Annotated in this window: 21 protein-coding genes and 4 pseudogenes; 7 read left to right on the forward strand and 18 right to left on the reverse strand. The window is 66.1% G+C overall.

The window, feature by feature from the left end; translation table 11 throughout:
* Positions 1–50 precede the first annotated feature (50 nt).
* From OG496_RS54755 to OG496_RS54780, 6 genes are all read right to left on the reverse strand, one after another.
* Positions 51–362 (reverse strand): hypothetical protein, encoded by a 312-nt coding sequence (locus tag OG496_RS54755; protein ID WP_405976443.1) that lies wholly within the window; start codon positions 360–362, stop codon positions 51–53.
* Between the two features lie 135 nt (positions 363–497).
* Positions 498–794, reverse strand: coding sequence for a hypothetical protein (locus tag OG496_RS54760; protein ID WP_405976444.1), 297 nt, complete (start codon positions 792–794; stop codon positions 498–500).
* 539 nt (positions 795–1,333) lie between these two features.
* The gene (locus OG496_RS54765; protein ID WP_405856847.1) at positions 1,334–2,047 is read right to left on the reverse strand and encodes a ParA family protein; all 714 of its coding nucleotides are present in this window, start codon (positions 2,045–2,047) and stop codon (positions 1,334–1,336) included.
* A 187-nt stretch (positions 2,048–2,234) separates the two neighbouring features.
* Positions 2,235–2,804 carry a helix-turn-helix domain-containing protein gene (locus tag OG496_RS54770; protein WP_405976445.1) on the reverse strand — a complete coding sequence of 190 codons (570 nt, stop codon included), beginning with the start codon at positions 2,802–2,804 and terminating at the stop codon, positions 2,235–2,237.
* Positions 2,801–3,445, reverse strand: coding sequence for a hypothetical protein (locus OG496_RS54775; RefSeq protein ID WP_405976446.1), 645 nt, complete (start codon positions 3,443–3,445; stop codon positions 2,801–2,803). The genes OG496_RS54770 and OG496_RS54775 overlap by 4 nt, the downstream gene beginning before the upstream one ends.
* Positions 3,445–4,320, reverse strand: a complete 876-nt coding sequence (locus OG496_RS54780; protein ID WP_405976447.1) for a hypothetical protein — start codon at positions 4,318–4,320, stop codon at positions 3,445–3,447. Before OG496_RS54780 ends, OG496_RS54775 begins: the two co-directional genes overlap by 1 nt.
* Positions 4,321–4,792: 472 nt before the next feature.
* On the opposite strand from OG496_RS54780, the gene OG496_RS54785 reads away from it, so the two are divergent.
* The 3 genes from OG496_RS54785 to OG496_RS54795 all read left to right on the forward strand — a co-directional run bounded on the left by OG496_RS54785 (position 4,793) and on the right by OG496_RS54795 (position 7,059).
* A complete protein-coding gene (locus OG496_RS54785; protein WP_405976448.1) occupies positions 4,793–5,248 on the forward strand; it encodes a hypothetical protein in 456 nt (151 codons plus the stop codon).
* Between the two features lie 300 nt (positions 5,249–5,548).
* A complete protein-coding gene (locus tag OG496_RS54790) occupies positions 5,549–6,211 on the forward strand; it encodes a glycerol-3-phosphate acyltransferase (protein WP_405976449.1) in 663 nt (220 codons plus the stop codon).
* A gap of 39 nt (positions 6,212–6,250) precedes the next feature.
* A protein-coding gene (locus tag OG496_RS54795) for an IS5 family transposase (protein ID WP_405976450.1) occupies positions 6,251–7,059 on the forward strand; the annotation gives its coding sequence in 2 pieces (ribosomal slippage) (positions 6,251–6,599 and positions 6,599–7,059; 810 coding nt in all).
* 8 nt (positions 7,060–7,067) lie between these two features.
* Here OG496_RS54795 and OG496_RS54800 read toward each other — a convergent pair.
* From OG496_RS54800 to OG496_RS54825, 6 genes are read right to left on the reverse strand one after another with little or no spacing between them, the layout of a single operon-like run.
* Positions 7,068–8,081: a polyprenyl synthetase family protein gene (locus OG496_RS54800; RefSeq protein ID WP_405976451.1), complete on the reverse strand. Its 1,014-nt coding sequence runs from the start codon at positions 8,079–8,081 to the stop codon at positions 7,068–7,070.
* Positions 8,078–8,710 carry a glycerol-3-phosphate acyltransferase gene (locus OG496_RS54805; protein WP_405976452.1) on the reverse strand — a complete coding sequence of 211 codons (633 nt, stop codon included), beginning with the start codon at positions 8,708–8,710 and terminating at the stop codon, positions 8,078–8,080. Before OG496_RS54805 ends, OG496_RS54800 begins: the two co-directional genes overlap by 4 nt.
* Before the next feature lie 18 nt (positions 8,711–8,728).
* Entirely contained in the window at positions 8,729–9,607 is an 879-nt protein-coding gene (locus OG496_RS54810) for a UbiA family prenyltransferase (protein ID WP_405976453.1), read from the reverse strand.
* Between the two features lie 30 nt (positions 9,608–9,637).
* A complete protein-coding gene (locus tag OG496_RS54815) occupies positions 9,638–11,887 on the reverse strand; it encodes a PEP/pyruvate-binding domain-containing protein (protein ID WP_405976454.1) in 2,250 nt (749 codons plus the stop codon).
* Positions 11,888–11,901: 14 nt separating this feature from the next.
* Positions 11,902–12,831 (reverse strand): class 1 isoprenoid biosynthesis enzyme, encoded by a 930-nt coding sequence (locus OG496_RS54820; protein WP_405976455.1) that lies wholly within the window; start codon positions 12,829–12,831, stop codon positions 11,902–11,904.
* Complete coding sequence (locus tag OG496_RS54825) at positions 12,828–13,421, reverse strand: hypothetical protein (RefSeq protein ID WP_405976456.1); 594 nt, start codon at positions 13,419–13,421, stop codon at positions 12,828–12,830. The genes OG496_RS54820 and OG496_RS54825 overlap by 4 nt, the downstream gene beginning before the upstream one ends.
* A gap of 606 nt (positions 13,422–14,027) precedes the next feature.
* Between OG496_RS54825 and OG496_RS54830 the strand changes: the two are divergent.
* Both OG496_RS54830 and OG496_RS54835 read left to right on the forward strand, forming a co-directional pair.
* Positions 14,028–14,795 (forward strand): annotated as a pseudogene (locus OG496_RS54830) (IS256 family transposase); the annotation flags it as partial.
* Positions 14,796–14,850: 55 nt separating this feature from the next.
* Positions 14,851–16,934: pseudogene (locus OG496_RS54835) on the forward strand (ISAzo13 family transposase).
* A gap of 15 nt (positions 16,935–16,949) precedes the next feature.
* On the opposite strand, the pseudogene OG496_RS54840 reads toward OG496_RS54835, so the two are convergent.
* Both OG496_RS54840 and OG496_RS54845 read right to left on the reverse strand, forming a co-directional pair.
* A pseudogene (locus OG496_RS54840) lies at positions 16,950–17,745 on the reverse strand (IS256 family transposase); the annotation flags it as partial.
* A 911-nt stretch (positions 17,746–18,656) separates the two neighbouring features.
* Positions 18,657–19,577 carry an aminoglycoside phosphotransferase family protein gene (locus OG496_RS54845; RefSeq protein ID WP_405976457.1) on the reverse strand — a complete coding sequence of 307 codons (921 nt, stop codon included), beginning with the start codon at positions 19,575–19,577 and terminating at the stop codon, positions 18,657–18,659.
* 339 nt (positions 19,578–19,916) lie between these two features.
* On the opposite strand from OG496_RS54845, the gene OG496_RS54850 reads away from it, so the two are divergent.
* Complete coding sequence (locus tag OG496_RS54850; protein ID WP_405976885.1) at positions 19,917–20,672, forward strand: DUF5131 family protein; 756 nt, start codon at positions 19,917–19,919, stop codon at positions 20,670–20,672.
* Here the strand turns inward: OG496_RS54850 and OG496_RS54855 are convergent.
* Positions 20,644–21,765, reverse strand: a complete 1,122-nt coding sequence (locus OG496_RS54855) for a three-Cys-motif partner protein TcmP (protein ID WP_405976458.1) — start codon at positions 21,763–21,765, stop codon at positions 20,644–20,646. The genes OG496_RS54850 and OG496_RS54855 overlap by 29 nt on opposite strands.
* A 264-nt stretch (positions 21,766–22,029) precedes the next feature.
* Here OG496_RS54855 and OG496_RS54860 point away from each other — a divergent pair, with 264 nt between their 5' ends.
* On the forward strand, positions 22,030–22,875 hold the full coding sequence (locus OG496_RS54860) for an IS5 family transposase (RefSeq protein WP_405976459.1): 846 nt from the start codon (positions 22,030–22,032) through the stop codon (positions 22,873–22,875).
* A gap of 294 nt (positions 22,876–23,169) precedes the next feature.
* On the opposite strand, the gene OG496_RS54865 is transcribed toward OG496_RS54860, so the two are convergent.
* The 3 genes and pseudogenes from OG496_RS54865 to OG496_RS54875 form a co-directional block, all read right to left on the reverse strand.
* On the reverse strand, positions 23,170–23,685 hold the full coding sequence (locus OG496_RS54865; protein ID WP_405845571.1) for a hypothetical protein: 516 nt from the start codon (positions 23,683–23,685) through the stop codon (positions 23,170–23,172).
* Between the two features lie 30 nt (positions 23,686–23,715).
* Positions 23,716–24,177: pseudogene (locus OG496_RS54870) on the reverse strand (transposase); the annotation flags it as partial.
* Between the two features lie 13 nt (positions 24,178–24,190).
* Positions 24,191–26,293, reverse strand: coding sequence for an ISAzo13 family transposase (locus tag OG496_RS54875; RefSeq protein WP_405976460.1), 2,103 nt, complete (start codon positions 26,291–26,293; stop codon positions 24,191–24,193).
* Positions 26,294–26,330 lie beyond the last annotated feature (37 nt).

The following is a 26,330-nucleotide window of genomic DNA, read 5'->3' on the forward strand; positions in this document are numbered from 1 at the left end:
GCGCGCCGGAGTACGACACCCTCCGGGGGGGATTTGCTCGGCTGCCGGGTTCACGGTCTGTCGGCCTTGGAGGGGGTGAGGTCGGGCGGATAGCCCTTGGCCCGAAGGAACATGTCGAGAGCGAGTGCAACGATGTCGCCGTGCGCGGTGCCTGTGAGGGCGTTGTAGCGACGGACGCGCTGTTGGAGCTGGAGCGCGTTGGGGACGGCGTAGTTGAGTTGACCGCGTCTGGTACGGCGGCTGTTGATGACCTTCAGTGTGTCCGGGTGGGGGATGAGCGGGTCGTCGGTCGCCTGGGATTGGGCTTCCAAGGCGTCTGCCATGTCGCGCAGTTGGCGGACGTGGTGCGCGAGATCGGGCATGGGTTGCTCCGGTCGGTTCCGCTAGCCGAATAGTGATCAGCCTATTGGAATATTGGAATAGCGGAATAGTCGCCGGGGGGCGGGTGGCCGCGAACGAGTCGTGTGCTCGCGGCCACCCGGACGCCGTATGGTGCGTCAGAAGCCGCGGGTGGTGAGCCACTCGTCCATCGCGACAGAGACGATGTCGCCGATCGGTAGATGGTCGAGTTCGTTGTGCAGCGCGAAGTATTTGATCCGCCTTTTCAGGCGCAGCGCTGCGGGGACCGAGGAGTCGAGGCTCTCGCGCGCGATGACACGCTGGTTGAGAACGACAGCAGCCTCAGGAATGTCCGCAGGCTGGCCGGGACCCTGTGTCCAAGGCGCCCCCTCGCTCGGCACGGCTTCCGAACGGACGTCCTGCTCCCGCTGGGATACCGGTATCTCGCTCTTCACCGGGAACGCGGAAGCACCAGCAGCCGGAAGGACCGTCGAGCGCACGGCTACCTCGGCACTCTGGGGCGCGTGTGAGGCGGGAGTTGGCCCGTCCTGAGGTACGCCGCCACGCAACTGGCCGGCCTGAACCTCAGGTACTGCGGAGGTAGCGGTCTGAACCTGCTGTTGCTCCTGTTCACCGTCGGATACCTGCCGCGAGTCGGAACCGACGGCAGCGAGGGACGACTGGTCGGGTACCGGTTCCTGCCCTGGGCTGGGCAGAGGGCCCTGAACGCTCGGCGTGACGGACGCCTGCCCTATCTCGGCCACCTGCTCGCTCCGGCCTTGCGCAGGCCCGTCGACGGAGATCGTGGAGGGCACAGGCTGGGCTTGCTGCTCGTGCGCAGCAGGCGCGATTACCCCCTGGACGCCGGCCTGTTCGGCAGCAAGCTGCTCCCGAGTGAGCTCGGCGGCCGGGGGCGGCGGGGGAGGAGAAGTCGTCTTGTCGGCGGAGTTGAGGGTCCGGCCGGTCCGGCGGGTAGGGGGCTTGGGTCGATCGGTCATGCTGTCAGCTCCTTCATCAGCGCGGTGTATTCGCTCAGGTCGGTGGGGATCTCGCCGAAGGCCTCCATGTAGTGCACCCAGGAGTGGATGACGGTGTCGGCGAGCGGGAACGCCTCGTCCCGATCCGGTCCGATTCCCTCGCCGATGGCGGGGTTCAGGAGCTTGTCCTTGGCGGTGCTGGGGAGACTGGTGCGGTCGTCGGCTTTGACCAGCACCACGTGGGCGGCGACGCCGCGGGTGTTGCGGGCTGCGGCGCGCTCTGCCTCGTCGAAGGTGGCTACGAGCTTGCGGCGCTCGATCTTGGTGGGGGCAACCGGCACGATCAGCCGGTCGGCCTCGGTAACAGCCTCGTGGAACAACTTGGCGCTGCCGCCACCGGCGTCGACGACGATCGCGCCGAACTCCGAGCGCTTGGCGCGTATGTATTCGGCGAGGTCGTCGAACGGGTAGCGCTCGATCACCAGGTTGGCCGGGATCTCGAAGCCTGCGGCCTGCGCGACCTTGAACCAGTCGTAGGCGGACTGGCTGGTCGCGTCGGCGTCCAGCAGCAGGGTGGGCAGTCCGAGGACGACGGCGTAGTAGAGGGCGATGAACCAGGCGGAGGTGGTCTTGCCGGTGCCGCCCTTGAGCATGCCGACGACGATGACGAACGCGTCCCAGACGGCAGCTGTGGTGGCCGCCAAGTTCTTTTGACGGGTGTTCTCGTTCACGTGTGCTTGATCTCCTCAAAATGGAAAAGGGCATTGATCTTGTTCAGGGAGCCGACGGTGTCGGCACGTGCCCGGGGCGCTGCCAAGGGAGGGGCCCTTGGCGCGGAGCCGAGGCCGGGATCGTGGGCGGGTGAACCCATGACGCGAATCGCTCCCCGGCGGGGATCCGCGAGAGGGCAGGCGTGGATCACCGCTTCTTCACCCGGCCAGAGGGGCCGTGGCGGTGCTTGGCCCGCATACGGGTGCCCGCCTGGTGCAGAAGCCGGTAGACCGTGCCGACGGAGTACCTGCACTCCTGAGCGAGTTCCGGGACCGTGGCACCCGCCTCGTACTTCGTCCGCAAGGACTGCGCGAGCTTCTGCCGCTCGGCGGCACGCGCTGCGAAGCGGATCTGCAGCGTCTGCTGCGTCGTGCGCACGGTGCCGCCAGCCTCCACGAGCAGGCCTCGGGCGACGGTCCTCGTCTCTCCTGCGGCTGAGGCGAGTTCGGTGAGGGTCGCGCCGTGCTTCTCGTAGAGGGTGCGCAGATGGGCGGCGAGACGCCGGCGCGCTTGAGGGTCTGCGCGCATGCGGCGGGTCTGCCAGGAGGTCCGCATCACGGTCCCGGCGCCCTTGAGCCGGTTCAGGAGCGTGCCGTAGGACAGGCCGCTGGCGGCCATGAGCTCCTCGACCGTGGCACCGGACTCGTACTGCTGCCGCAGAATCTGCGGGGTCGGCCGGGTACCGTCGGGGGACGGGCCTGGGGGGCGTGGGTTCATGCTGCGGACTCCCATTCACTGAGGGCTTCGGCATGGGCGGCGGCCAGCTCGTCGTAACTGCGCTGGTCGGCGGGGGTGATGAGGATCAAGCGGCCATCGGTCGCGATCCGCCAGTCCGGAGTGGGCTGTCCGGTGACCGGATCGAGGACGCATCCGTTCCGGGCCTGTACGGAGGACGGGACCTCGTCGGGGCGCGGGGCCGGAACGAGGATCTGGCGGCCGTCGCGGATGATCACCACGGCGCTACTGCGATGCCCGGCAAGTCGGTCCAGCGCCGCCCGGTAGGCCGTCCGCTCGGCCGCGTGCAGGGTCCGTCGGCGTACCGCCAGGCCTGCGGTTCCGTGATCAGCAGCGACCGTGTCCCAGCCGCGTGAGAGCACGAGGTGCGGGGCGGTAACAGCCTCCGGAAGGCTGTTACCGAAGCCTTCGAGGGCCTTGGGGGCGAGGATCCAGGTCTCGCCGATGTGGTGCACCAGGCCGTGGCTGGCGAGGCGGTCGAGACTGCGGTAGACGGTGGCGCGGGAGACGGACGAGGTGATCACGAGGTCACCCGCGGTCTGGGCCGGGCGGGCGTGCAAGGCTCCGATGATCATGAGGGCGGAACTGCCCAAAGCGCCGTGGGCGAAGGCGTCGTGGGCCATCAGATGGGAAATGACGGTGGAGTCGATATCTGCCGAGAGCGCTGTCTCAGGAGTGGTCCACTCCTCAAGTGCCGGGGAGGGGGGAACTGAGTGGTCTGTGTGTGAGAAGTCCAGCCGCCTGCCGTCACGTTGAGGCCGTTGCCGAGGTACCAGGACGAGCCCTCCTTGCCGCGCCCGACCTTCAGCCGGCGCAGCCACCCCCCGGGTTTCAGGACCCTCTCGTAGGCGTGGCGGAGCGTCTGCCGGGAGATCCCGGCTTCCTCCGCGGCCTGCCGCTCACTCGCGGCATGCAGCCGACCGCCGGCAGCCTCCGCGAAGCTGAGATGCGCCCGCAGCACACGCAGCGCGGTGCGTCCCCGCTCCCCACGCCACGGCGTGACCTCGATGCGGTCACGCAGGGCCGCGAGGTCTTCGTACACGTCCTGTCGCGACGCGACCCCCACGGTGCTGGTGACCGTGGCGCTGGCGTTCCTCCACACACGCTCGATGTAGGCGAGAGCGCGGGCTTGACCGGAGCGGAGGGCGATGTGCCGGGCGTGCCTGCCGCCCTCGTGATCCGGGTGCAGGAGGAGGTGCGTCAACTGGCTGACGTTGCCCCCGTGCCGGGCCACATGGCAGGCGATCGCCGCGGTGATGCGGTGACCGTGCTCGGCCAGGCCCGTCCGGACCTGACGCGGGACTACCTGTCCCTCACGATCGAGCCGGCTGTAACTCCCCGCCGCGTAGCGGCCGGTGAGGTCACCGAGAAGGACCAGACCAGCCGCCGCTGGCGGAAGCTTCGCGAGACCATGTCGCGAGGTGTGGGTGCCTGTGACTGCCTCTGGCTGGGGTGAAGTGTGCTGCGAGTAGTGCGGAGCCGGTATGTCGTATGGCATTCTGGAGACGTCTCGCAAAGACGTGGACACCACCAAGGCCCGCTAAAACCACGGGTGGTGTCCGGAACCGACCTCCAATCGGTGCCAAGCGAAGCCTCCAGGATTTCCGGTCCTGGGGGCTTTCGTATGCCTGGCTCCGACGAGAGGCAGGCTTCTCCATCGCGGCTCGGCCGGGGCGAAGCGAAGAGCGTCGAGGTGGTGCCCTGATCGAGCCGGCCAACTCGGGTCCGCTCGGAGCCAAAATCAGAGGGATCGCCTCTGACTGCCTCCGAGCGACCCGGGTCGAACCGGGGTCGAATCAGAGCGTTTCCCTCTGACTGCCTCCGATCGCCTCTGCAACCCGTCCTAGCAGGTCACAGCCGTTTCGGCCCCCGTAAGCCCAGGTCAGAAGGGTGCGGCAGGATTACCGCCCGTACAGCCTCTGACTCTGCCTCCTGTCGCTGTTTGTGCAGGTCAGGTGGGTGTGTTAGGGGTGCATGAAGGTGTCGGGTCGAATCCGGGTCGAAGTGGCTGCGCAGTAAACGGCAATTTTCTGGTCGTTGACAGGATTGTCATCCTGAAAGTTGGCGACTGGCGAATGCGGATCGGTTCCGGCTCGAACAGAACCCACACTCTGGTACGGCAGTTCGCTGCCATGCTCGATGCCCGCGACGCCGCCCCGCTGCCGGACTGGCTCGACCAACTCGCGGCCTCTGGCCTGTCTGCCTTGGCGAGTCTGGCCAACGCCATCCGCGAAGACCAGCCGGCAGTGCAGGGGATCACCACCCCGTTCAACTCCGGCGTCAACGAAGGCCGTATCACGGACCTGAAGCTTCAGAAACGGATCATGGCCGGCGTGACGGAGCGTCACCGGCGCACGGTGGCACAGCCCCGCTTCACGAAAATCTTGCCAGGATCACGTTCAGGTGTACGCCGACACCATCCGTGAATGAAGCCCTGAGGTAACCGTCCAGGACAGGCGGGTGATCGGCGAGCACCACGACAAACCTCTGGGCCTCCGCCGACAGCTGGTCACCCTCGGTCAGTACCAGGTCGATCACGCTCTGCGATTGCGTGGAGGGAGGTGTCAGGGAGGGCCGTCCGCGCTTGTCCATGCGGTACCCGCCCGGTGACGATCGAGTTGCCGGTGTTGTCCTGTCCCATTGCGCTCTCCTGCAGAGCGGTTCAACGCCTAGGTCTTGGGAAAGGCTCCCATGCGCTGGACATGGTCGGGCCTTGGGAGCTGTCAGTGACTGACACCGTCATTTTCGGAGGCACGACACGAGTAGCGGTGATTGGTTCGGGACTTCGGCGGGCAGGGTGCTCTTTCCTTATCGGCGCGCTGCCGTCCGCGCAACTCGCGGCGAAGTTCGTCTCAGGGATCGACCTTCGTGCGGTCCATCCGGAGTCCGTGTCTGCGACGGGGGCGTATCGGGCTGCGGGGCTGGCACCGTTCGTGATCGTGTCGACGCTGGACGTTGCAAAGGGCTACGTCGCCACCAGGTTGGCCGGGCCTGGTCAGCGCTCGTTGGCCTTGCACGCGGCGCTTGTCGTCGCCGGACACAACTGGTCGCCTTTCCTCCAGGGAGCTGGTGGCCGCGGCATCACGCCGACGATCGGAGTCTTGCTCGGCAGCGATTGGAGAGGGGCCGTGCTGATCCTCGGGGGTCCCGCCTTCGGATATCTTTGCCGCGAAACCGGGCTTGGAGCCTTCGCTTCCCAACTCCTTCTTCTGTCCGCTGCGTTGCTTTCGCGCGAGCGCCGAGCCGCTCTGCCCTCGACTGTGGCCGTCCTGGTGCCGATGTGGGCCAAGCGGATCCTGGGCAACGAACTGGAGGTCCATGCGGACCTGCCTCTGGCTCGATACGTGGAGCGCCTGGTCTACGACAGGGACTCCGCGGGTCCCGGTTAAGAAGCCATCTCATTTGGGTGACTCGGTATTCTGTGAGTCATGGTGGGGATCGTTGAGCGGCTTGTGCCGGATGAGTTGTGGGAGTTGTTCCAGCGGGTGGTGCCGGAGGCACCGTCGCGGCCGCAGGGCGGTGGTCGGCGTCGGCACGGCGACCGGGAAGTGCTGGCCGCGATTGTCTTCGTGGCCACGTCGGGTTGTACCTGGCAGCAGCTGCCTTCGGCGTCGTTCGGCCCGTCCGGAGCGACCGCCCACCGGCGGTTCTCGGAGTGGTCGAAGGCCAGGGTGTGGGCCAAACTTTACCGCCTGGTCCTCGACGAACTCGGTGCCCGCGGCGAGCTGGACTGGTCGCGGTGCGCGATCGACTCAGTGAACATGCGGGCCCTGAAAAGGGGGACCTGACAGGTCCGAATCCTGTCGACCGGGGCAAGTACGGTTCGAAGATCCACCTGATCACGGAACGGTCGGGTCTGCCCATATCCGTCGGCATTTCCGGGGCCAACCTGCACGACAGTCAGGCCCTGATCCCGCTCGTGAAGGGGATCCCGCCGATCCGCTCGCGCCGCGGCCGGCGACGGCGCAAGCCCGGCAAACTCCACGCCCACAAGGGTTACGACTACGCCCACCTGCGGCGATGGTTACGCGAACGCGGCATCACCCACCGCATCGCCCGCAAGGGAGGCGAGTCCTCGCAACGGCTGGGCCGCCACCGCTGGACCGTGGAACGCACTATGGCTTGGCTCGCCGGTTGCCACCGCCTCCACCGACGCTACGAACGCAAGGCCGACCACTTCCTCGCTTTCACCAGCATCGCCTGCACTTTCATCTGCTACCGCAGGCTCGCCAAATGAGATGACTTCTAAGGCCGTTCACTCGCCATCGCGGCAAGAGAACGGACGAATTCCTTCATGCGGTCGGCTGCGTCCTGGCCGCCGGAAGACAGAGCTGTGACGTCCCGTTCGATCTCGCCCGCTCTGTTCTGGATCTCTTCCTTGAGGAGAGCGGCAACGGAGTAAGAGGACATGAGATTCAGGATCCACTGCGGACCGTCGCTGTCGGGCTTCCTCAACCGCGATGCCACAAGGTCGGCAAGGTCCTCTCGGTCATCCACGCACAGGAGTCCGATGAGGATCGCGACTGGCCTGGTGAACTTTCCCTCGCGGAGATCGCTCGGTACGGCGGCCTGGTCATGCAGGAACATGTCGTTGTAGTCGTCCACCAGTTGGTAGAGCGTGCCGACGTGGTAGCCGAGTTGCTCCACCTCAGCGCGCGTTTCGCTGCTCTTGGCACTGACCACGGCGGCGCCAGCCGCGACGCAGGCGAAGGGGGCGCCGGTCTTCAGGCGGATCAGCTCCTCGTAGGGAACAGACCTGAAGTCGTACCAGCCCTGGTGCCAGCCGATGTCCATGCTCTGTCCGAGCGGCACCAGCGTCGCCATCATGTCCAGTTGGCGGCGGGTACCGTCCTTCTCCGCCAGGGTGAGGTCGCATTCGTGGAGGGGGTAGTGCGAGAACGACCGTACGATGCAAGCGAGGTTTATCGCATTGCTGACGTTTTCGCTGACATGGACGGCCTGATCGCGGTCGCGGAAGGCTGCATTGTCCTGGACGTCATCCAGCACCAGCGACGCGGCGTGATACAACTCGACAGCCGCCGCCAACGGCTGCGCCTTCTCCGTGGCGCCACCCAGCAGTTCGCAGCACAGTAGCGCGAACAACGAACGAAGCCGTTTACCCTTCCGGGCCAGCTGCCGTTCCACCAGAGCGCGCATCCGGTCATGATGGCCCCATGGCCAGAACTCCAACCCAGCCCGCATGCGGTCGTCGATTCCACGCAACTGCTCTGCGAAGTGGATGTTCAGTCCGGCGTTCATGCGGCCGCCTTGTCTCTGGCCGGATGAGGCCAGCCCCTGGCCAACCGAGACCGGTAGGCCGCGTAGTGGACGAACCCTAGGATGATCAGTGAGAGCCAGCTCATCAGCGGCTGCTTCAGCAGCACCATGGAAAGCGCGGTCAGGTTAATGGCTGCGACCGCACTCCTGGCTGCCGCCTTGCGTGCCACGATTCGCCCGCTCCACACCTGCGGAAAATAGGTCACGGCGAAGATTGCCACGATGTCGGCCATGACGAACCAGTGAAACGCCAACACGGCCCCGAGCGATGTCGCGATGCCCATCCCTCCCCGGAACCTCATCTGTGCCGGCCAGATATGCCCGGAGACGACGGCCACGATGGCCAGGGTGACCACGACATCCCCTACCCCCAGGTGGACACCGCCGAGGACGACTACGTAGCCCTTCAGCATGTCCAGCAGAAGGATGACCACGAACCATGGCCGGCCGAGCACCTTCCCCACGTTCTGTGCACCGGCGTTGCCGCTGCCGAGGTATCGAATGTCCTTTCCGATGCGCGCCTTCGTAATGTAGTAACTGGACGAGACACAGCCGAGCCAATAGCTGAGGATGACATAGCCCACTACCAGCGCGATGTGAATCGTTTTCATCTGGTATCCATCGCAATCTCATTTCAACAGGGCCAGCGAGAACAGGCCGGGAAACCAGGCCAACCGCAGGATGAGCAGTGATCGTGCCGTCGACCGGTCTCGGTCCGACCAGGACCAGAGGATGTAGGCGCACGAGCACACCGGCGCGACCAGAAAGGAAGCTGCGCAGCCGAGATACAGCGACGGCTCCGAACTGACAGTCGCGCCCACGGCGAGCACGGTGGCACAGAGAATTGTGGCCACGGTGGTGTAGGCGGCAACGCTCGCACCGGGTTCGAAGACCGTGGCGAGAGTACGAAAGCCGGCTTTGTTGTCCGCGTCGCGATCCTGCAAGGTCTTGACGATCTCGTAGCCGGCCACGAACAGCAGGACTGCCCCTGCCGCGACCCATGGTCTCAACGACACTCCGCTGCATACCACGGCACCGAACAACAGAGTGCCGCAGCTGACGGCGGCGACGACGAGGTTGCCGACCAGCACGGTGTCCTTCAACCGGTAGGAATAGGCGAAAGCCAAGAACAGGAGGGCGGAGGCGAAGAGCGTTTCGGCCGGGCCTAGCGCGGCAGCAATCGTCATCGTGAGTACGGTCAGCCCCGACACCAAGCACCAGGCGGTACGGATCCTCACCCGGCCCGAGGCGATCGGCCGCCAGGGCTTACCGATTCTGTCGGCGGGCAGGTCGACGATGTCGTTCACGGCGTTCGCGACGCCCAATACCCCTGCCATACACACCATCGCCAGGACCCCGCGACCCCGGTCCGCTCCGAAACGGTCCGCCGCGATATAGCTGCCACATGCGGCGGACCCTGCGGCCAGCACGCATGTAATCGGCCGCATGATCCTGCACGCGTCGACGATTCGATGCCCCGTGCCGCAGGGTGAAGCGCTTTGCACCATGGATGGACTACCGTTTCCTTGCCTGCTGAGCTAGAGCAGAGGTCCGCGTCGATGGACACGGCCTGTCGTGCCGTCCACGGTGATGACGTCGCCGTCCCTGACTGCTTGTGTCACCGAGTGCAGCGCGACGACGGCGGGTACGCCGTACTCGCGTGCGATGACCGACATGTGCGCGGCCACACTCCCCATGTCGGCGGCGACGGCTCCAGCTCGTGCGATCAGCGGAGCCAGCGCGGGCACGAGGGACCGGACGACGAGGACGTCACCGGCCGCCACTTCTGCATGTGCGGGGTGGTCGACGAGCCGGGCCCGGCCAGTTGCCACTCCGGGGCTCACACCGATCCCCTCAAGCACGTCATCGGAAGTGCGTCCGTCCGCCTCCACCAGCGGGCGCCCAAGCAGCAGTGGTAGCAGGCAAGCCGCAGTGCCGAGACTCAGGGGCGGTCGCAGAGTGCGTTGTTGTGCCCACGCTGACGTCCTGTGGGCAATCTGCTCCTGCCTATCCGCGGGGGAGCGTTGAGCCAATGCTGCACTCAGTTCCTGATAGGTAAGGAAGTGCACATGCTCTGCATGGTCGAGAACGCCCTTCTCCGTGAGCACAGTGCCCAGTCGGTGGAGCGCCTGTCGGAGAATCGGCCAAGGTTCGGTCAGGTTGTCTGTGTGCCGTTGCCTCAAACGCGCTGTGCCACGGGCGAGGGCGAGCAGGCGGTTGAACGACTGCGGGGCTGTCTTGTGCCGAGCGAGGACCGAGAGGCAAAGCTCCTTGAGTCGGTCGGCGTCGTCGTTGTCCGCCAAGGACCGTGGCTCCGGGCGGAAATCGTCCGAGACCTCCCCGAGAGTCGGGCGGTACCAGTCGAGGGTTGAGACCGAGTGACGGGCGACGTGTTTGGCCTGCGTTCGGTCGACCAGTAACCCGTAATACGGTTCCTCCAGGTCGGGGAGAAGCGTCTTGCGGTAGTAGCGGGCCAGCGCCTGCTCCGCCCGCCAAGCACTGCCGCCCACCAGGAACATTGGCCAGAGGTAATCTCCGACGAGCTCGATCGCACGGTTTATGAAACTGACCACCGATTGTTCGGACATCCCGTTGAAGCCTGTGGCCACGCTGCCGAGCAGCGCGCGACGACTGAGCGTGTTGTTCTCAAGGGCAGCCGTCTCCTTCGAGATGACGATCCTGTTCGTGATCGACGGCCAGCGCCTGCCGGCCAGCATGGCAGAGGCGAAGACAGGATGCGTGAGCATCCCCTCAAGGAGTGCGGCGGAGCGGCGCTCGCCCAGCGGCGAGTGGTAGTACCAGCCATGAACGAGTCGGTACGACGGTTTGGGCACGAGGACGCCGCTGTGTTGCCATTGTGCTCGCCGGAACCGTAGGTCCACCGTCGGCAGGAACCATGTGGCGAACAACGGGGTCACGGGTTCTGGCAGCCATTCGCCGAGGCGGATATCCCGCCGCCACTCGCCGCGTGTGGGCGTGGGCCAAGCGACCGCGTGCTTGTCGACGGCGGTCGTCGGCCGAGCCTGCAGCAGCGTGATCCTGCCGTCCAGGAGAGCCCACTCGATCTCGGCGCGGCAGGACAGACGGGCGGAGACCTGTCGAGTCAGATCGGCGATCGCGACGGCTTGGTCGGACGTGATGGCGTCGTAGGGTTTGCGCACACACGTCGCGGCCGAGATCGTCACTGTCCACTCGTCGGCGGTCGTTTCGCCCTGCATCAGCCGGTCCCCCCGGCCTCGCACCGCGGAGACGGACACGGCTGTTGTGGCGCCACCCTCCGGGTTCGTGACGAATGCGGCACCGGCGGCGTCAGGTTCAAGCATCCGTTGCACCAGGACGGCCATGGGCGGCAGTTCGGTGAACGTTTTGTACTGGGAGAGAGCCGCATGCCCGGCGGACGCCCAGCACTTCAGTACCGCGGCGCGCAGCGCTTCGGCTCCACCGACGTCCAGCGCACTCGTGTAGAGGCCGGCATACGACGCCTCAGCCATGTCCTCCGCAGTGCTGGAGGAGCGGACCGCGAGCAGATCCGTGCGATAGACGTCCGTGATCTCGTCCAGGGCACGTTGAAGATCTGCCAGCGATGCACCGTCGTCCGATCCGGTCTTGGCACGCCCTTGGCGGTGGTGATGGATCCAGGCCGGAATCACCATGCCCCCGGCGCAGGGAAAGCCGGATTTCAGCAGCTGTGCCAGCATTGCTGCCTTGCGACCGGTCACCCTCGGGTCGGTTGCCCGGTCGTCGGTGAGGGCCACTGCCGTTCTTGGTGCGGCCGACGGTCTGTCCATGCAGAATTCCTTCTCTAAGCTCGAGCGGCCGTCAGCCGGTCTGTCTTGGAACGATGACCGCTGCGGCCCGGCTCCATTATCAAGTCGGCGGCGATGCGTAGCGTTTTCGAGCGAATAAGTGCGTAGTGCTTCTCGTAAAGGTGAGTGAACTCGGCAAACCCCTCGGGGCACATATGGCGCCATCGTTTCTCATTCATCCGAGTCCTCGACTCCTGGGCATGCGTCAGTTGCCGGGCCTCATTCGGGTACCGGGCGACGATGGAGAGGAGAATGTTGCCGGCGCCTGTCTCGTTGTCCTGGTGCCAGTCCCTCAAGTCGTCGGCAAATCTGCAGGCAAGGCCGAGCGCATAGAAGTCGTCGAGGGCGGCCTCAGGTGGGGCTGTACCTTGAAACAAGCTCATGATCTCGGCGAGTTGTCTCATCACGGCACCACAGTCCACGGCGGCGTCCTCGAGAAGATCATCCACCGACGGAGCGGCTCGCCGGTTCTCAATCGACGTCGCGTAGCGCCGGTACTCCGTGTCGACGGTCCTGCGGAGCGTCCGCCGGATCAGGTCGCACTGGGCCGGGTCGCAGGTACTTGCCAGATACGCCCGCATGTCAGAAATGGCACGGTCGACCGTCGCTGTCGCGGCCAGATCGTCGAAGTGAACAGATTCCTTGCCGACTTGGTGCTCGAATTCGTCATCCAGCAGGAACGCGATCCTGTTGACCAGGATGAGTAATTGTGCCGTACCTTGCCGCACTTGCCGCCCGGTGATTTCGCCGAATCCCGACAGGAGCAGGCTGAGGAAGAGGTCGTAGGCGGCGACCTCCCGCCCCCGGCCTCCTGTCGTGGAGGAAAGGCCCGTCCGGTAGGGGTGGAACAGTAAGTGCCGCCCGTAGATGGGAAGGAGCCGGAGTGTAGTGCGCGAGCGGCTGCCAGTCCGCGGGAGTACCGTCATCGGGAGACCCATTCCGCGGGTAGTTGTGCGGACATGGTTGTGGCGACGACTCGTCTGCTCTCAGGGAACAGCGTGCCGGAGCAGGTCGCCATGTGCTCTGGATGGGCAGTGAAAAGCTGAGTTAGGTTCGCTTTTGTCCGGTAATCGGCTCCGGCGTGTCGGGCTACGAAACGCTCACAGTCTTCTGAAACTGCTTCCCAGTCACCCAGTTCGGCGCCGAAGAGCATCAGGGAATGGCGTAGGTATCGCCAGTAGCGGTGGCAGTCGTCGACGTTGAGAGTCAGCTTCAGGAAAGTCGCTGTCCGTAGGCACGACAGGGCGATGACGCCGGCGAAGAAGTCGAGATATTCGCCGTGCATGCCTTGGAAGTCCCGGTGAAGATTGCCGAGATCGGTGAGTAATCGACGAACCATGGGGTTGGCGATGCCGCCATCCGGCACAGACTGGTCACCGATACCAATGAGGCATACCAGGAATTCCTTTTCTCGCCCGCCTCCGACGATCCTGCGCAACATCGGCGCCCCGTGCTCGTCGGTCGATCCCACATGGCAGAGCAATGGGAGGGTGACGTAGGTTGTGAAAATGAACATGCCTGCGCCCCCCAGTATTCTCGGGGCCGTCCAGATTCTACGGACAGCACGCAGGTCGCTCGCGTACTCCGCAGACTCCACATACCGAAGAACTCCCTCGGGCATGCTTGCATCCCCCCGATCGCCCGCATGAATAATGAGGGTCCCCCCATTTTTCACCGCGGTCAATAGGCTGGATACTCGAACCTTCGTTCCAGTGAAGGTGGATGGGCCGCGTGCTGGCGAGCAGTGAAGGTGCGGTCCGACGCCGGACAGTAAACGGCGCGTCGCTCGCAGGCTCGACGGCTTCCGCATGCGCGACATGGGAACCGCCGGGTTCGACGGGTTCCTCGACTGGCCGGAAGGGCACAGTCCATTTCCTCAATCGCGAAGGCGGCCACGGCGCCGGGCTGATGGACGAGCACCTTCCAGGTGTTGTGCGCTATATCCGAGATGGGCAGTCCTCGACGATGGTGTCCCGCCGAGTGGTGTAGCCGGTCAGGGCCCTGGAACGCGCGGGTGTCTGCCCGGGGCGTGCACCCGCTGTGGGTGACTGCTCCCTGAACAAGGGTCGGCCATCGCGCAAGTCTCCCTGGTGAACGGGCAGTTCAACCGGAGGAGCGCACGATGGCCTTGTCCCAGTCTGGCCTGATCCAGCTGCTTCAGTCACTACGTGCGGCCGACGGAGTTGAGACGATCAGGATGCTCTGCGAGCGCATCCTGCAGGAACTCATCGAAGCCGAGGCCACCGACGCCATCGGTGCCGCCCCGGGCGAACACTCCGACCAGCGCACCACGTGGCGCAACGGGCACCGCGAACGGCTGTTGACCACCCAGGCCGGCGACCTCGACCTGAAGATCCCCAAGGTGCGGACCGGATCGTTCTTCCCCTCGCTGCTTGAGCGGCGCCGGCGCATCGACCGGGCCCTGTTCGCCGTGGTGATGGAGGCATACGTGCACGGCGTCTCCACCCGCTCGGTCGATGACCTGGTCAAAGCCCTGGGCGCCGACACCGGGATCTCCAAATCCGAGGTGTCGCGGATCTGCGGCGAACTGGACGCCGAACTGACCGCGTTCAAGGAACGGCCGCTGGATCACACCGTCTTCCCCTACGTCTTCCTGGACGCGACCTACTGCAAGGCCCGGGTGAACCACCGGATCGTCTCGCAGGCGGTGGTCATCGCGACCGGCATCTCCGCCACCGGGCACCGCGAGATCATCGGTCTGATGGTCGGCGACAGCGAGTCGAAGCCGTTCTGGACGAAGTTCCTGCGTTCCTTACGGGCCCGCGGCCTGGACAACGTCCAGCTGGTCATCTCCGACAGCCACAGCGGCCTGGTGGCCGCGATCCGCACCGTCTTCCTCGGCTCGGCCTGGCAACGATGCCGAGTTCACTGAAGCCGTCAAGGAACAACCCGTTGCTTTCATAGGACAAGCCCGTTGCTCTGGTATGAGCTTCGCCGACAACGTTCTGGACCAGCTCGCGCTGCGGTTCCAGGTCGTGTTGCCGCATCTGAACGAGCGCCAGCGGCGTCTGATGCTTGCGCAGGAGGCGCGCCTGCTCGGACACGGCGGGGTACGGGCCGTGGCGTGGGTGGCGGGGTGAGCGAGACCACGGTCCGCAACGGTGTGTTCGAGCTGGAGGCCGGTGAGGATCCGTTGCAGGAAGGGTGCGTCCGGCGTCCCGGGGGTGGCCGGAAGCCCGCAGAGGAACAGGATCTTTCCCTGGTTCCGGCATTGCTGCAGCTGGTGGAGCCGGACGAGCGGGGCGATCCGATGTCGCCGCTGCGCTGGACGACCAAGTCCCTGCGCAACCTCGCAGAGGAGCTGACTGGGCAGGGCCACCCGGTCTCCGCTCCGACCGTCGGCCGGCTGCTGAAGAGGCAGGGTTTCAGTCTGCAGGCCAGCGCCAAGACGCTGGAGGGCAAGCAACACCCCGACCGGGACGCACAGTTCCGCTACATCAACGAACAGCTCAAGGAGCATCAGTCCGGCGGTCAGCCGGTGATCAGCATCGATGCCAAGAAGAAGGAGCAACTGGGTCAGCTGCCGAACCCCGGGCGGCAATGGCGCCCCGCCGGCGATCCGGTACAGGTGGAGGACCACAGCTTCTACTTCATCGGCCCCGACGTCGAGGTGGCGATACCCTTCGGCATCTACGATCTGGCCCGCGACAGCGGCTGGGTGAACGTCGGGACCGATCACGACACCTCGGTGTTCGCCGTCGAGTCGATCCGCCGCTGGTGGCAGGCCCGTGGCCAGGTGGACCATCCGGATGCCGACCGGTTGTTGATCACCGCGGACTGCGGAGGGTCCAACAGCTACCGCTACCGGCTATGGAAGGCCGAACTCGCCGCGTTCGCCGCCGAGATGGGCCTCACGGTGAGCGTCTCTCACTTTCCGCCGGGCACTTCAAAATGGAACAAGATCGAGCACCGGTTGTTCTCCCACATCTCCATGAACTGGCGTGGCAGGCCCCTGACCAGCCATGAAGTCGTGGTCAACAGCATCGCCGCGACCCGCACCCGCACCGGCCTGCACGTTCACGCCGAGTTGGACACCGGGACTTACCCGGTGGGAATCTCCGTCAGCCGCGAGCATGTGCGCTCACTGCCGATCACGCACCATGACCGGCACGGATCCTGGAACTACACGATCGCTCCGGCCGGTGCCACCGGCGACTGCGCGATCAACGCCAGCGATCGCGACCAGACCAGGTCGCAGGTTCTTGCGATGCTCGCCGACCCGCGTCTGAGCGGCATGACCTCACCCGAACTGGACGCACTGTGCGCCCAGTTGGCTCCCGCTCAGGCCGCCCGGGCCGAACAGCGCAAGTTCCAGCAGCGCGGCGGCCGACGCCTGCAGGCCCCCGGAGCACACGGCAAACCCCTGCTCTCGAACGCCGACCGCATCCTTGTCACGGTGATCTACCTGCGCCGCGTCTGCTCCCAGAAGGTCCTGGTCGACCTGCTCGCCATCAACCCGGTCACCATCGGCCAGGTCATCGGCGAGACCCGCACCCTCATGGACGCGCAGAAGATCACCGTCACGCAGACCGCGCACTATTTCGCCTCCGCCCAGGAACTGCGCGACTGGGCGGAGGACGGTGCGACCACCAGCCGAATGGATCTCTCCCAGACCCTGTCCCACCCCGCACTCACCGGCATGTCCCGTCCGGACTTCCAGGCGCTGGTCGACCGGATCACCGTGCCCTACCAGGCCGCGCTCGAACAACGCCGGCATCACCAGCGCGGCGGCGATCGACGCCCGGGGACCCGTGGCGGCGTCTTCCGTCAAAAGATTACCGACGCGGACCGGATCCTGGCGACGGTCCTTTCCCAGCGAAATCTATGCAACCAGCAGACCCTGGCCGACCTTTTCGGTGTCAGCCGCGGCACCATCCGCAACGCCATCGAGGACGTCCGTCCCCTCCTCGAACAGGACACATACGTCCCGAGGCTCGCCGACCAACGTTTCGCCACGGCCGCCGACGTACTCACATCCGTCACAGAAGACAGCAAAACACCATATTGAATCCTTACGGCTTCAATGAACCCTGCACCGCTGCCAGGCGGCGCCCAGCATCACCTTGCGGACCGCGGCGACCAGCCCGGAGTGCTGGTCGGTGACGACCAGGCGGACACCGGACAGGCCGCGTTCACGCAGGGAGCGCAGGAACTCCTTCCAGAACACCTCGCTCTCGCTGTCGCCGACCATCAGGCCCAGGACCTCACGGCCTCCGTCCTCGGTGATGCTCCCCCAGCCTCCGGCCGGGGGTACCCCCAGTGGCGACCACCACGGCCCGCGAGACGATCTGATGGTTCACCCGCGCCTTGCAGTAGGTCGCGTCCAGGTAGACGTAGGGGAAGCGGACATGATCCAGCGGGCGGGTGCGGAACGCAGTCAGCGGCTCGTCCAGCGCCGCGCAGATCCGTGAGACCTCCGACTTGGAGATGCCGCTGTCCCCGCCGAGGGCTTTGACCAGGTCATCCACGCTGCGAGTGGACACGCCGTGCACGTATGCCTCCATGATGACCGCGTAGAGGGCCTGGTCGATCCGGCGCCGTCGCTCCAGCAGTGAGGGAAAGAAGCTGCCGGTGCGGACCTTGGGGATCTCCAGGTCCAGATCGCCGGCCAGCGTGGTCAGCACCTTCTCGCGGTGCCCGTTGCGGACGTTGGTCCGCGTCGGCGTGCGCTCGTTCCACTCCGCGCCGATGTGGGCCGTTGCTTCGGCCTCGATCAGCTCCTGCACCATCCGTTCGGCGATGGCGCGGATGAGCTCGATTCCGTCGGTCGAGCGTAGTGACTCAAGGAGCCGTATCAGTTCAGACTGGGACAGGGCCATCGTGCACTCCTCGTGGTTGAACTGGGCGTTCACCAGGCAGAGTTACGCGATGGCCCGCCTCCTGTTCAGGGAGCGGTACTCACCCGTGGAAGTGCGCCCCGGACAAACGCCCGCGCACTTCCGGCCACTGATCCCGTACACCACGACGAGGGACACCATCAAAGCGATGAGCTGGCGATCGCGACCGCGCGGACACGCTCTCGGGTCTGTACCCTTCCGCGCACGCCCGAGTGACACTCAAACTCATCGAGGCCGGCCAACGCGTCGGCCGGCCGTACGGTCGTGCGCGGTCTGCGGTTCCTCCCGCCCGGCTCCGTCGGACAACGGATGCCTCCAAGCCCTGTAGGCATCCAAGGGGGCCAGTAAGGACAAGCGAGTTGGCCAGCTTGGCCAGCGAGGACTACCACCGTGCTCTCGCCGCCCACCGGCCGGCCGCACCAGCCCGTCCGGCAGACCGGGACATCGCGGAGGCGGCCGAACGACAGACCAGAGCGATGCGCGAGCTCAGCCAACGTGTATTCCCTAAACCGGAGTTGGAACCAGAGCCGATCAGGACGGCTCGCGCTCGAAGCCGTCGTGGAGCAGAGAAGAGCCAGACTGCTGCCCTGCGCCGTGCGTGGAAGGAACGGGCGGACCGTACCGGAGTACCGACGGCCGGTACGCAGGTCGGGAGTGCGCCGCAGTCGGCGTGAAACGGGACGGGGTGTGACGGAGCAGCGTTGTTTGCGAGTGATCGCTGGGAAGGGCCTATCCGGGGGCCTGGTGGTGCGCGTTAGTTTGCGAGTTTGGCGGGCCGAAGTTCGCGAGCCTGCAGTCGCGTTGGTCACCGACGTGACGGCTGGGCGGCCCGGTAGGGCATTCGGTCAGGGTGTCGTGCAAGGCCAGGCGAAGTTGTATCGAGCAGCGTTGGACTACGGTCGCTTTCCAGGTGCCGCCCTCCAGCTCTGAAGAACACGATCGAGTGCCCCCTGGCCTACGGGTCCCCAGTTCGGCTTGCCGCCGGGAAGGCCCCGATCTCCGTTCTGTCCCATGAGCATCAGGAAAAGGCTCTTCATAGCGGCCAGCCCGCGGGCGCGCCGGATCGCCGCCTCGTCCGCGTACGCGTACATGTCGAAGAACCGTGAAGCCGTGCCTGCGGGCAGCAGTACCCATGCGGCGGCCAGGTCCCACGCCGGATCGCCGGCGCACATGGCACCGAAGTCGACGATGCCCGAGAGCGTTCCGTCCGAGACGACGACGTTCGCGGGATGAAGGTCGCCATGCACCCAGAGCGGTGGGCCCTCCCACTCTGGCGCCGCGACAGCGTCGTCCCAGACGGCCCGGACATCGTCGGCAATGCCGCCGGGGACAACGGCTTCAAAGAAGTAGTCGAAGCCGTTCGTGCACTTCTTGGGGTGAGCGCCGAAGTCCGAGCTGATCGGCGCCTCGGCGGGCGCCTCCACGTGGAGTGCCCGGAGGAAGCCCGCCAGTGTGTCGGCCGCGTGGTCGCCGCGGCTGATCGAGCCGTGGTCCAGCGGCTCGCCGGGAACCCACGTCATCACGGTCCAGTGCTTGGGGAAGCGCTCGGACGGTTCGCCGAACCGCACCGGGGTCGGCACCGGCAGCGGCAGGCGCGGAGCGAGCACGGGTAGCCACCGCCGCTCCTTGAGCTGGAGCTCCGGGGTGGGGTCCATGCGCTGCATACGCACGGCCAACTCATCCCCGAGGCGCCACATCTGGTTGCCCCAGCCGCCCGCCACCTCGCGGATGGCCAGCCCTGCAAGGTCTGGATGTTGCTCCTGCAGCAGGTCACGGACCAGGTCTACGGTGATCTCGATCTCGGAGTTGGTCATGCGAAGTCACAGTATCGGGGCAGGCGGGGCAGCTCTCACTCTCCGGAAGATCTCGCCACTCAACCTTCCAGGCGAGAAATCAGTCGCTGGCCACACGTTCGCAAGCTGTCGGGCCCCTCGCAAACTGTCGGGCTCCGTCACACGGGGATGGCTGGTTTGAAGCGTGCAGACCAGCACAGAAAGGGAACATGTGTTTCATTTATGAGGTAGTGGATACGGGGCGGGCGTCGGATGGTTGGATGCCGGTATCCGGTGGTGCGACGGTTCGTTGGGCTTACAGCGGGCCTCGGTTGTGCCGCCGGTGCAAGGGCTCGGTTCGAGGGGATGGAGGGCCGGCCGGTGAGTGACCGCAGTGCGATCGAGTGGACCGAGGCGACATGGAACCCGACCACGGGGTGCGACCGGGTCTCCGAGGGGTGCGACAACTGCTACGCGTTGACGCTGGCGAAGCGGCTGAAGGCGATGGGCTCGCCGAAGTACCAGGCCGACGGTGACCCGCGCACGTCCGGGCCCGGCTTCGGACTTACGGTGCACCCGGAGGCGTTGCGGGTGCCGTACGGGTGGAAGAGCCCTCGCACTGTGTTCGTGAATTCGATGTCGGACTTGTTCCATGCGCGTGTGCCGCTGGACTACGTGCGCCAGGTCTTCGAGGTGATTGAGCAGACCCCGCAGCACACCTATCAGGTGCTCACGAAGCGGGCTCGGAGGCTGAGGCAGATCGCTGACCGTCTTAGGTGGCCCACGAATCTGTGGATGGGTGTGTCCGTGGAGAGCGCGAAGGAACTTTCCCGTGTCGGCGACCTGCGGCAGGTTCCGGCGGCGGTCCGGTTCCTTTCCTGTGAGCCGCTGCTCGGGCCTTTGGACGGCCTGGACCTGACGGGTATTCACTGGCTGATCGCGGGCGGAGAGTCCGGTCCCCGGTTCCGTCCTGTGGACGAGGAGTGGATCACCGGTATTCGGGACGCTTGCATACAGGCTGACGTGGCCTTCTTCTTCAAGCAGTGGGGTGGCCGCACTCCGAAGGCGTCCGGCCGGACTCTTCAGGGCCGCACCTGGGATCAGATGCCTATGCACGGACCTGTGCCTGCAGGCTGACGCGGCTCTTCGTAGTGAGTTTGCCCGGAGACTGGACGACCATGAGACCGTCCTGGCGCATCTGTCGGGCCGCCTTGAGCGCGTGTTTCGGCATCCAGCGGCTGGTCTCGGTGAGCAGCCACTCGCCGATCGTCTCCACGGTGGCGGCTCCGGCGACCAGGCGTTGGGTGACAAGTTCGACCAGCTCGTCGTCGACGAGTCCTGCGGCCTGGAACAAGTCAAGCTGACCGTCTGCTTTGGCTCCACGGGTGCGGGGGTCGCGGAAGCTCTCTCCATCGAGGTCGTCGACGTTCCACATGGCGTCTTTCATTGCGTTCAGGCCGGCGGGGCTGCCGGTGCCGAAGACGAGGTAGAGGGGCTGCCCGGTGCGGGGGACGAGTTCGAACTGGAGCTGGTAGCCGAAGCCGGCCCGGCGTAGTGCATCGCGGTAGGTACGTAGCCAGACGCGCCATCGTTCGTCGGAACGTAACTCTTCGGCGGCCGCGGACCAGTGGTCGCGGCCGCCGAAGACCGTGTCGAGGATGTCCGCGTTGAGCTCCTCGCGTCGGCTGAACCAGTTGGGTCCGAAGGTGGTGATGACCTCGCTGGAGCGGTTGCGGGCGATTCGCCTCATCACGTCCAGAGGTACGTTGACGCTGCCCCAGCTGTCGAAGATGCCCAGGACCGGGTTCCCCCAGGAGCCGAGTTCGCTGAGGATCGCGAGACTGTCGCGGCCGGCTTCCACGCGCCGTATCTCCACCCGTACGGGCAGGTCCTTCAACGGGCCGAAGCGGGAGTTGAGTTCTGCCCGGAGGTGCTCGTGGCGGGCGCGGTCCTTCTCGATGAAGATCAGGTGGACTCGTTGGGGGCTGAGGTGCATGCGGTCGACCGCGTTGTGGTGGAGGAGGCGATCGAGGATGAAGACGGGTGATCCTGGTTCGCCGTCCTCGTAGCGCCCGGGGCCGGCGAAGGCATCCAGGAGGGTGACCCGGGGCCGGGAGTAGCCGGTGCGCTGGGATGTCTGGAGCAGGATCGGCCACCAAGCGTCCAGATACCGCTGGTACAGCCGGTGTTTGGCGGCGGTCGCCGGTTCCAGCTTCCACAGGACGTCCATCCCTGCCCCCTGTCTGCCATGGGTGGCTGGCACGTGCCAACTGCACCCCCTGGTAGCAGATGGTGAGCGCTGGCGTGTCGAGCGTAAAGACCGCCTCTCGGCCGTCCATGGCCGTGGGGGAGAGGGCACGCCTCCGGTGTCGTGGCGGGTAGGTCCCTGCGCGGGCGCCTGGACGGCGACAACCATCACTAGAGGGCGTCTGAAAAGCCTGCCCAGTGGGCAAGTTGCCTGGTAGCGGGGTGGTGCGCACTTTCGGGGGCTGGGGTGTGCGGGCTGCGTACCCGTTACTCGACGGATCTGTCTGATGCGGAGTGGGAGATCCTCCGTCCGTTGGTTCCGGCGGTCAAGTCCGGTGGTCGGCCGGCGAAACACATGCGGCGGGAGATCCTCAACGCGCTGGCGTACTGGCTGCGGGCCGGATGCGCCTGGAGACTGTTGCGGCATGACCTGCCGCCGTGGCAGACGGTCTATCACTACTGGCGGCGATGGCAGCAAGAGGGCGTGTGGGAGCGGATGTTGACGGCGTTGCGCGAACGCGAGCGGGTGCAGCTCGGCCGCGAACCCACTCCCAGCGCTGCCATCGTGGACAGTCAGAGCGTTCGGGCCAGTGAACGCGGTGGCCTGCACGGTTACGACGGCGGCAAGAAGGTCAGCGGCGTCAAGCGTCACCTGCTCGTCGACACCCGCGGCACCGTCCTGGTCACCTGCGTGAGCCCGGCCAACGTCGGCGACCGCGACGGTGCCGCGGTGCTGTTCTCCCTGGCCGCCGATGCCTTCCCACGCCTGCAACACGTGTGGGCGGACCAGGGCTACCGCGGCGCCGACTTCCACGCCTGGGCCCGGGAAGCCACCGGCATCACCGTGGAGGTCGTGCAGCGCCGCGACGGAGGATTCCGCTCAACCTGGGCTCGGGTGGGAGCACCGCCTCCGGCAGTACCCCTCTTCACGGTGGTCCCTCGCCGTTGGGTGGTGGAGCGGACGTTCGCCTGGCTGGGACGGTGCCGCCGCCTGTCGAAGGACTACGAGTACCTGCGCGTCTGCTCGGAGAACGCCATCTACCTCACCATGGCCATGCTCCTCGTGCGCCGCCTCGCAAGACCAGCCAACTGACAGGCTTTTCAGACGCCCTCTACCCGTCGCCGAGACCCTGGCCGATGCAGCGGCGCTGGCAGTGGAGTACGCCCACACCAGGTGAACAGCGCGGAATTCCAAGGGACTTGAGACAGGGCCCGAGACTCGCGAGTCGTCATGACGTCGAGAATCTGTTCATGCCACCTACGGGTTGGGGCGGAGCCTGCGAGAGCCCGGCCCGGTGAGGCGGGGGAGCCGAGGATGCCGATCTCCGGCGTCTCTCGAGTAATTGTCAAGATGTGTGGATGAGGAGGCTGGGTAAGGCTTGTCTCGTCAGTCGGCCATGAGGGTGCTCGATTCCTCCCCGCGATAAGGCATCCATCGGTATCCCGGCCGGAACACTTCGTAGTCGGCGCTGAGGTCAAGTTCCGCATGTAGGTCTTCGCTGAGCACGAGCCCGTGGATGCTGCCGTCGTTCAGTTCATCTGACCACTCGCACCTGAGCTCAGCAGGGTCCAGGAATGATTCCGGATCCCAGCCGACCTTGGCGGCGACATAGCCGTGGAACTGCGCGAGCAGTTCGTAGAGTTGGTGTCCCAGTTCGGTCAGCTCTGCTGCGGTGAGCTGAAATCTGGGGAGGCTGCCGTCCAGGCCACAACCCCAGCTGACGGCCATGGGTAGAATCGAGAGCTCGATGTACGAGCCCACCTTCGCCACCAGCGGCCGGTGGAGAGGGATGCGGTGGGCGCCCGCGCGAAGCACCCATGGCTTGGGGTTGATGCGGGCGGCAGCCTGTGCCGCCTCGGCGTCCTCGCCGAAGTTCACCACGAGCTCGAAACAGATCGCCACGGTTCTTCCGCCTTCCCCGGCCCCGCGACCTCACGCAGCCCGTGTTTCGGTACGTTCGACGAGGATGCCATTCTCGAACCTGGCGCCCGCGCGAACCAGGGGCACCAGATGGGGTCCAGTGATCGCCCGCCAGCGGGCCTGGGCGGATTCGACGAGCTTGAACACCATCGCGAGGGCTGCGGCCGGGCTGCCGGCGCCGCGGGTGACCTTGGTGCGGAGCTTGACCGTGGAGAAGGTCGACTCAATCGGGTTCGTGGTCCGTAGGTGGATCCAGTGCTGGGCCGGGAAGTCGTAGAGCGCCAGCAGTTCCTCGGTGTCGTCGGTGATCTTCGCGACGGCCTTGGGGAACTTGGCGCCGTAGGTCTTCGCGAACGCCTCGATCGCCTTCTCGGCGTGGGCGCGGTCCTCGGCGTTGTAGATCTCCTGCATCGCCTTCGTCGCGCCCGGCTGTGCGGACTTCGGCAGGGCGTTCGTGACATTGCGGGCCTTGTGGGGTCGTAAAGATTCAACGTGGCGATATCGGTGCGTCCGGGTTGTCCTCGTGCTCTGCGATGACGCTCAGGAGGTCGGCGGCGGTGGAGTACATTCTCGCGGAACGTGTTGTGGTGTATCCGTCCTGTTCCAGCAGGGGGCGGACCCACAGGACTGCGTTGCCGATGGTGCGTCGGCTCACCTGGAAGAGGTCAGCCATCACGTCGCGGCTGCACACCTTGCGCAGGCAGAGGATGGTGGCAAGGACGCGCTCGGCGTCGGTGATTTTCTCGGAGAAGATCCCTCCGCGGGCTCCGAACTGCCGGTCTGCTCCGCGCTGCCGATGCTTGCGCCGTTCAGCCTCGGCGGCCTGTTGCAAGGACAGCCGCCCGATCAGCTTCGCCAGGTCTTGCCGGCTCATCCCGGTCAGCGCCGGATCACCGAGGGCCGCCAGGCGGTTCGGCCGTGTCGGCACAGTGTCGGTGGCCAGGAAGTCCCGCAGCGCAGCCGCGCTGGTGAAGCGCAGGACCGTGGGCTCGATGCCGTGTTTGCGCCTGGCCAGCAACTTGCCGGTCTCGACGACCGCGGCCGCAATCGGGCCCGTACTGACTTCCAGCAGCTCGGACAGGACGAGCTGGGAGCAGACCTGCCGCAGGTAGACCACGGCGATCAGGACCCTGTCGGCGTCGGTGAGCAAAGGCCGGCCGTGGCTTCCCTTGACCTGGCGCCGTCTGCCGCCGCGCTGCTCGAAGTACCGCTGTTCGGCCCGCGCTGCTTGTGCAGGAGCCAGGCTGGCGGCCAGCTCATCGAGGTCGCCCCGGCTCATGCCGGTCAGCCGCGGGTCGGCCAGGGTATGCAGGGCCGCCGACCGGTTGCGGTCCCGGTCGCCGGGCCCGACGGCGGCCTTCGTGCCGGTCGCGGCGGGACCGATGGTGTAGTTCCACGTCCCGCGCTCGGCATGGGGCGTGATCGGCAGAGCCTTCATCCGCTCCGTGCTCACCGACACGCCGACGGGGTAGTCGCCGGTGTCCAGCACGGCGTCCACCCGCAGTCCGGTGCGGGTGCGCGTGGCGGCGATCGTGTTGACGACGATCTCATGGCTGGTCAACGGTCTGCCGCGCCAGTTCATCGTGATGGCCGAGAAAAGCCGGTGTTCTATTTTGTTCCATTTGCTCGTGCCTGGAGGAAAATGACACACCGTCACAGCCAGGCCGGTCTCGGCAGCGAAGTCCGCGAGCTCGGCCTTCCACAACCGGTAGCGGCAGCTGTTGGAGCCGCCGGCGTCCGCGGTGACCAACAACCGCGTCGCATCCGGATAGCCTGCCTGGCCGCGGGCCTGCCACCAACCGCGGATCGAGGCGACGGCGAAGACCGAGGTGTCGTGGTCGACCCCGACGTTCACCCACCCGCGGTCGGCCGTCATGTCATAGATGCCGTACGGGACGGCGTGCGGCACATCCGGGCCGGTGAAGAAGAAGCTGTGGTCTTCGACCTGGACCGGATCGCCTTTGGGCCGCCACTGTCGACCGGCGTTCGGAAGATCGCCGAGCTGTTCCTTCTTCTTCGCATCGACACTGATCACTGGCTGGTCGGCCGCCTGATGTTCGATGACCTGCTCGTTGATATAGCGGAACTGGGCGTCCCGGTCAGGGTGCTGTTTCCCCTCCAGTGTCTTGGCGTTGGCCTGCAGGCTGAAGCCCTGCTCCTTCAACAGCCGGCCCACCGTCGGTGCCGACACCGGATGTCCCTGCCCGGTCAGTTCCTCGGCCAAGTTGCGCAACGACTTGGTCGTCCACCGCAGCGGCGACATCGGATCCCCGCGCTCATCCGGCTCGACCAACCCCATCAACGCCGGCACCAGCTGCGGGTCCAGATCCTCGGCCAAACGCCGGCCCCCGCCAGATCTTCTGACCCGCCCGTCCGGGAGCGGATCTTCGCCGGCCTCCAGCTCGAACACTCCGTTGCGGACAGTGGTCTCGCTGACCAGGGCCGCCCGCGCCACCGCCCGCACCCCGCCGTGCCCCAATAACCGGGCCTCCTGCGCCAGCACCAGCCGCTGCTGCCGTTCGTTCAAGTGCGGGAACAGCACCCTGAACCGCAGCGCGAGCTGCCCGCGGACTTCCCTCGATATGCCCATGCCAGCTCAACGAGTCCCACGAGGAAAGACAACGTGT

The organism is Streptomyces sp. NBC_00988 (assembly GCF_045162645.1).
Taxonomy (GTDB): domain Bacteria; phylum Actinomycetota; class Actinomycetes; order Streptomycetales; family Streptomycetaceae; genus Streptomyces.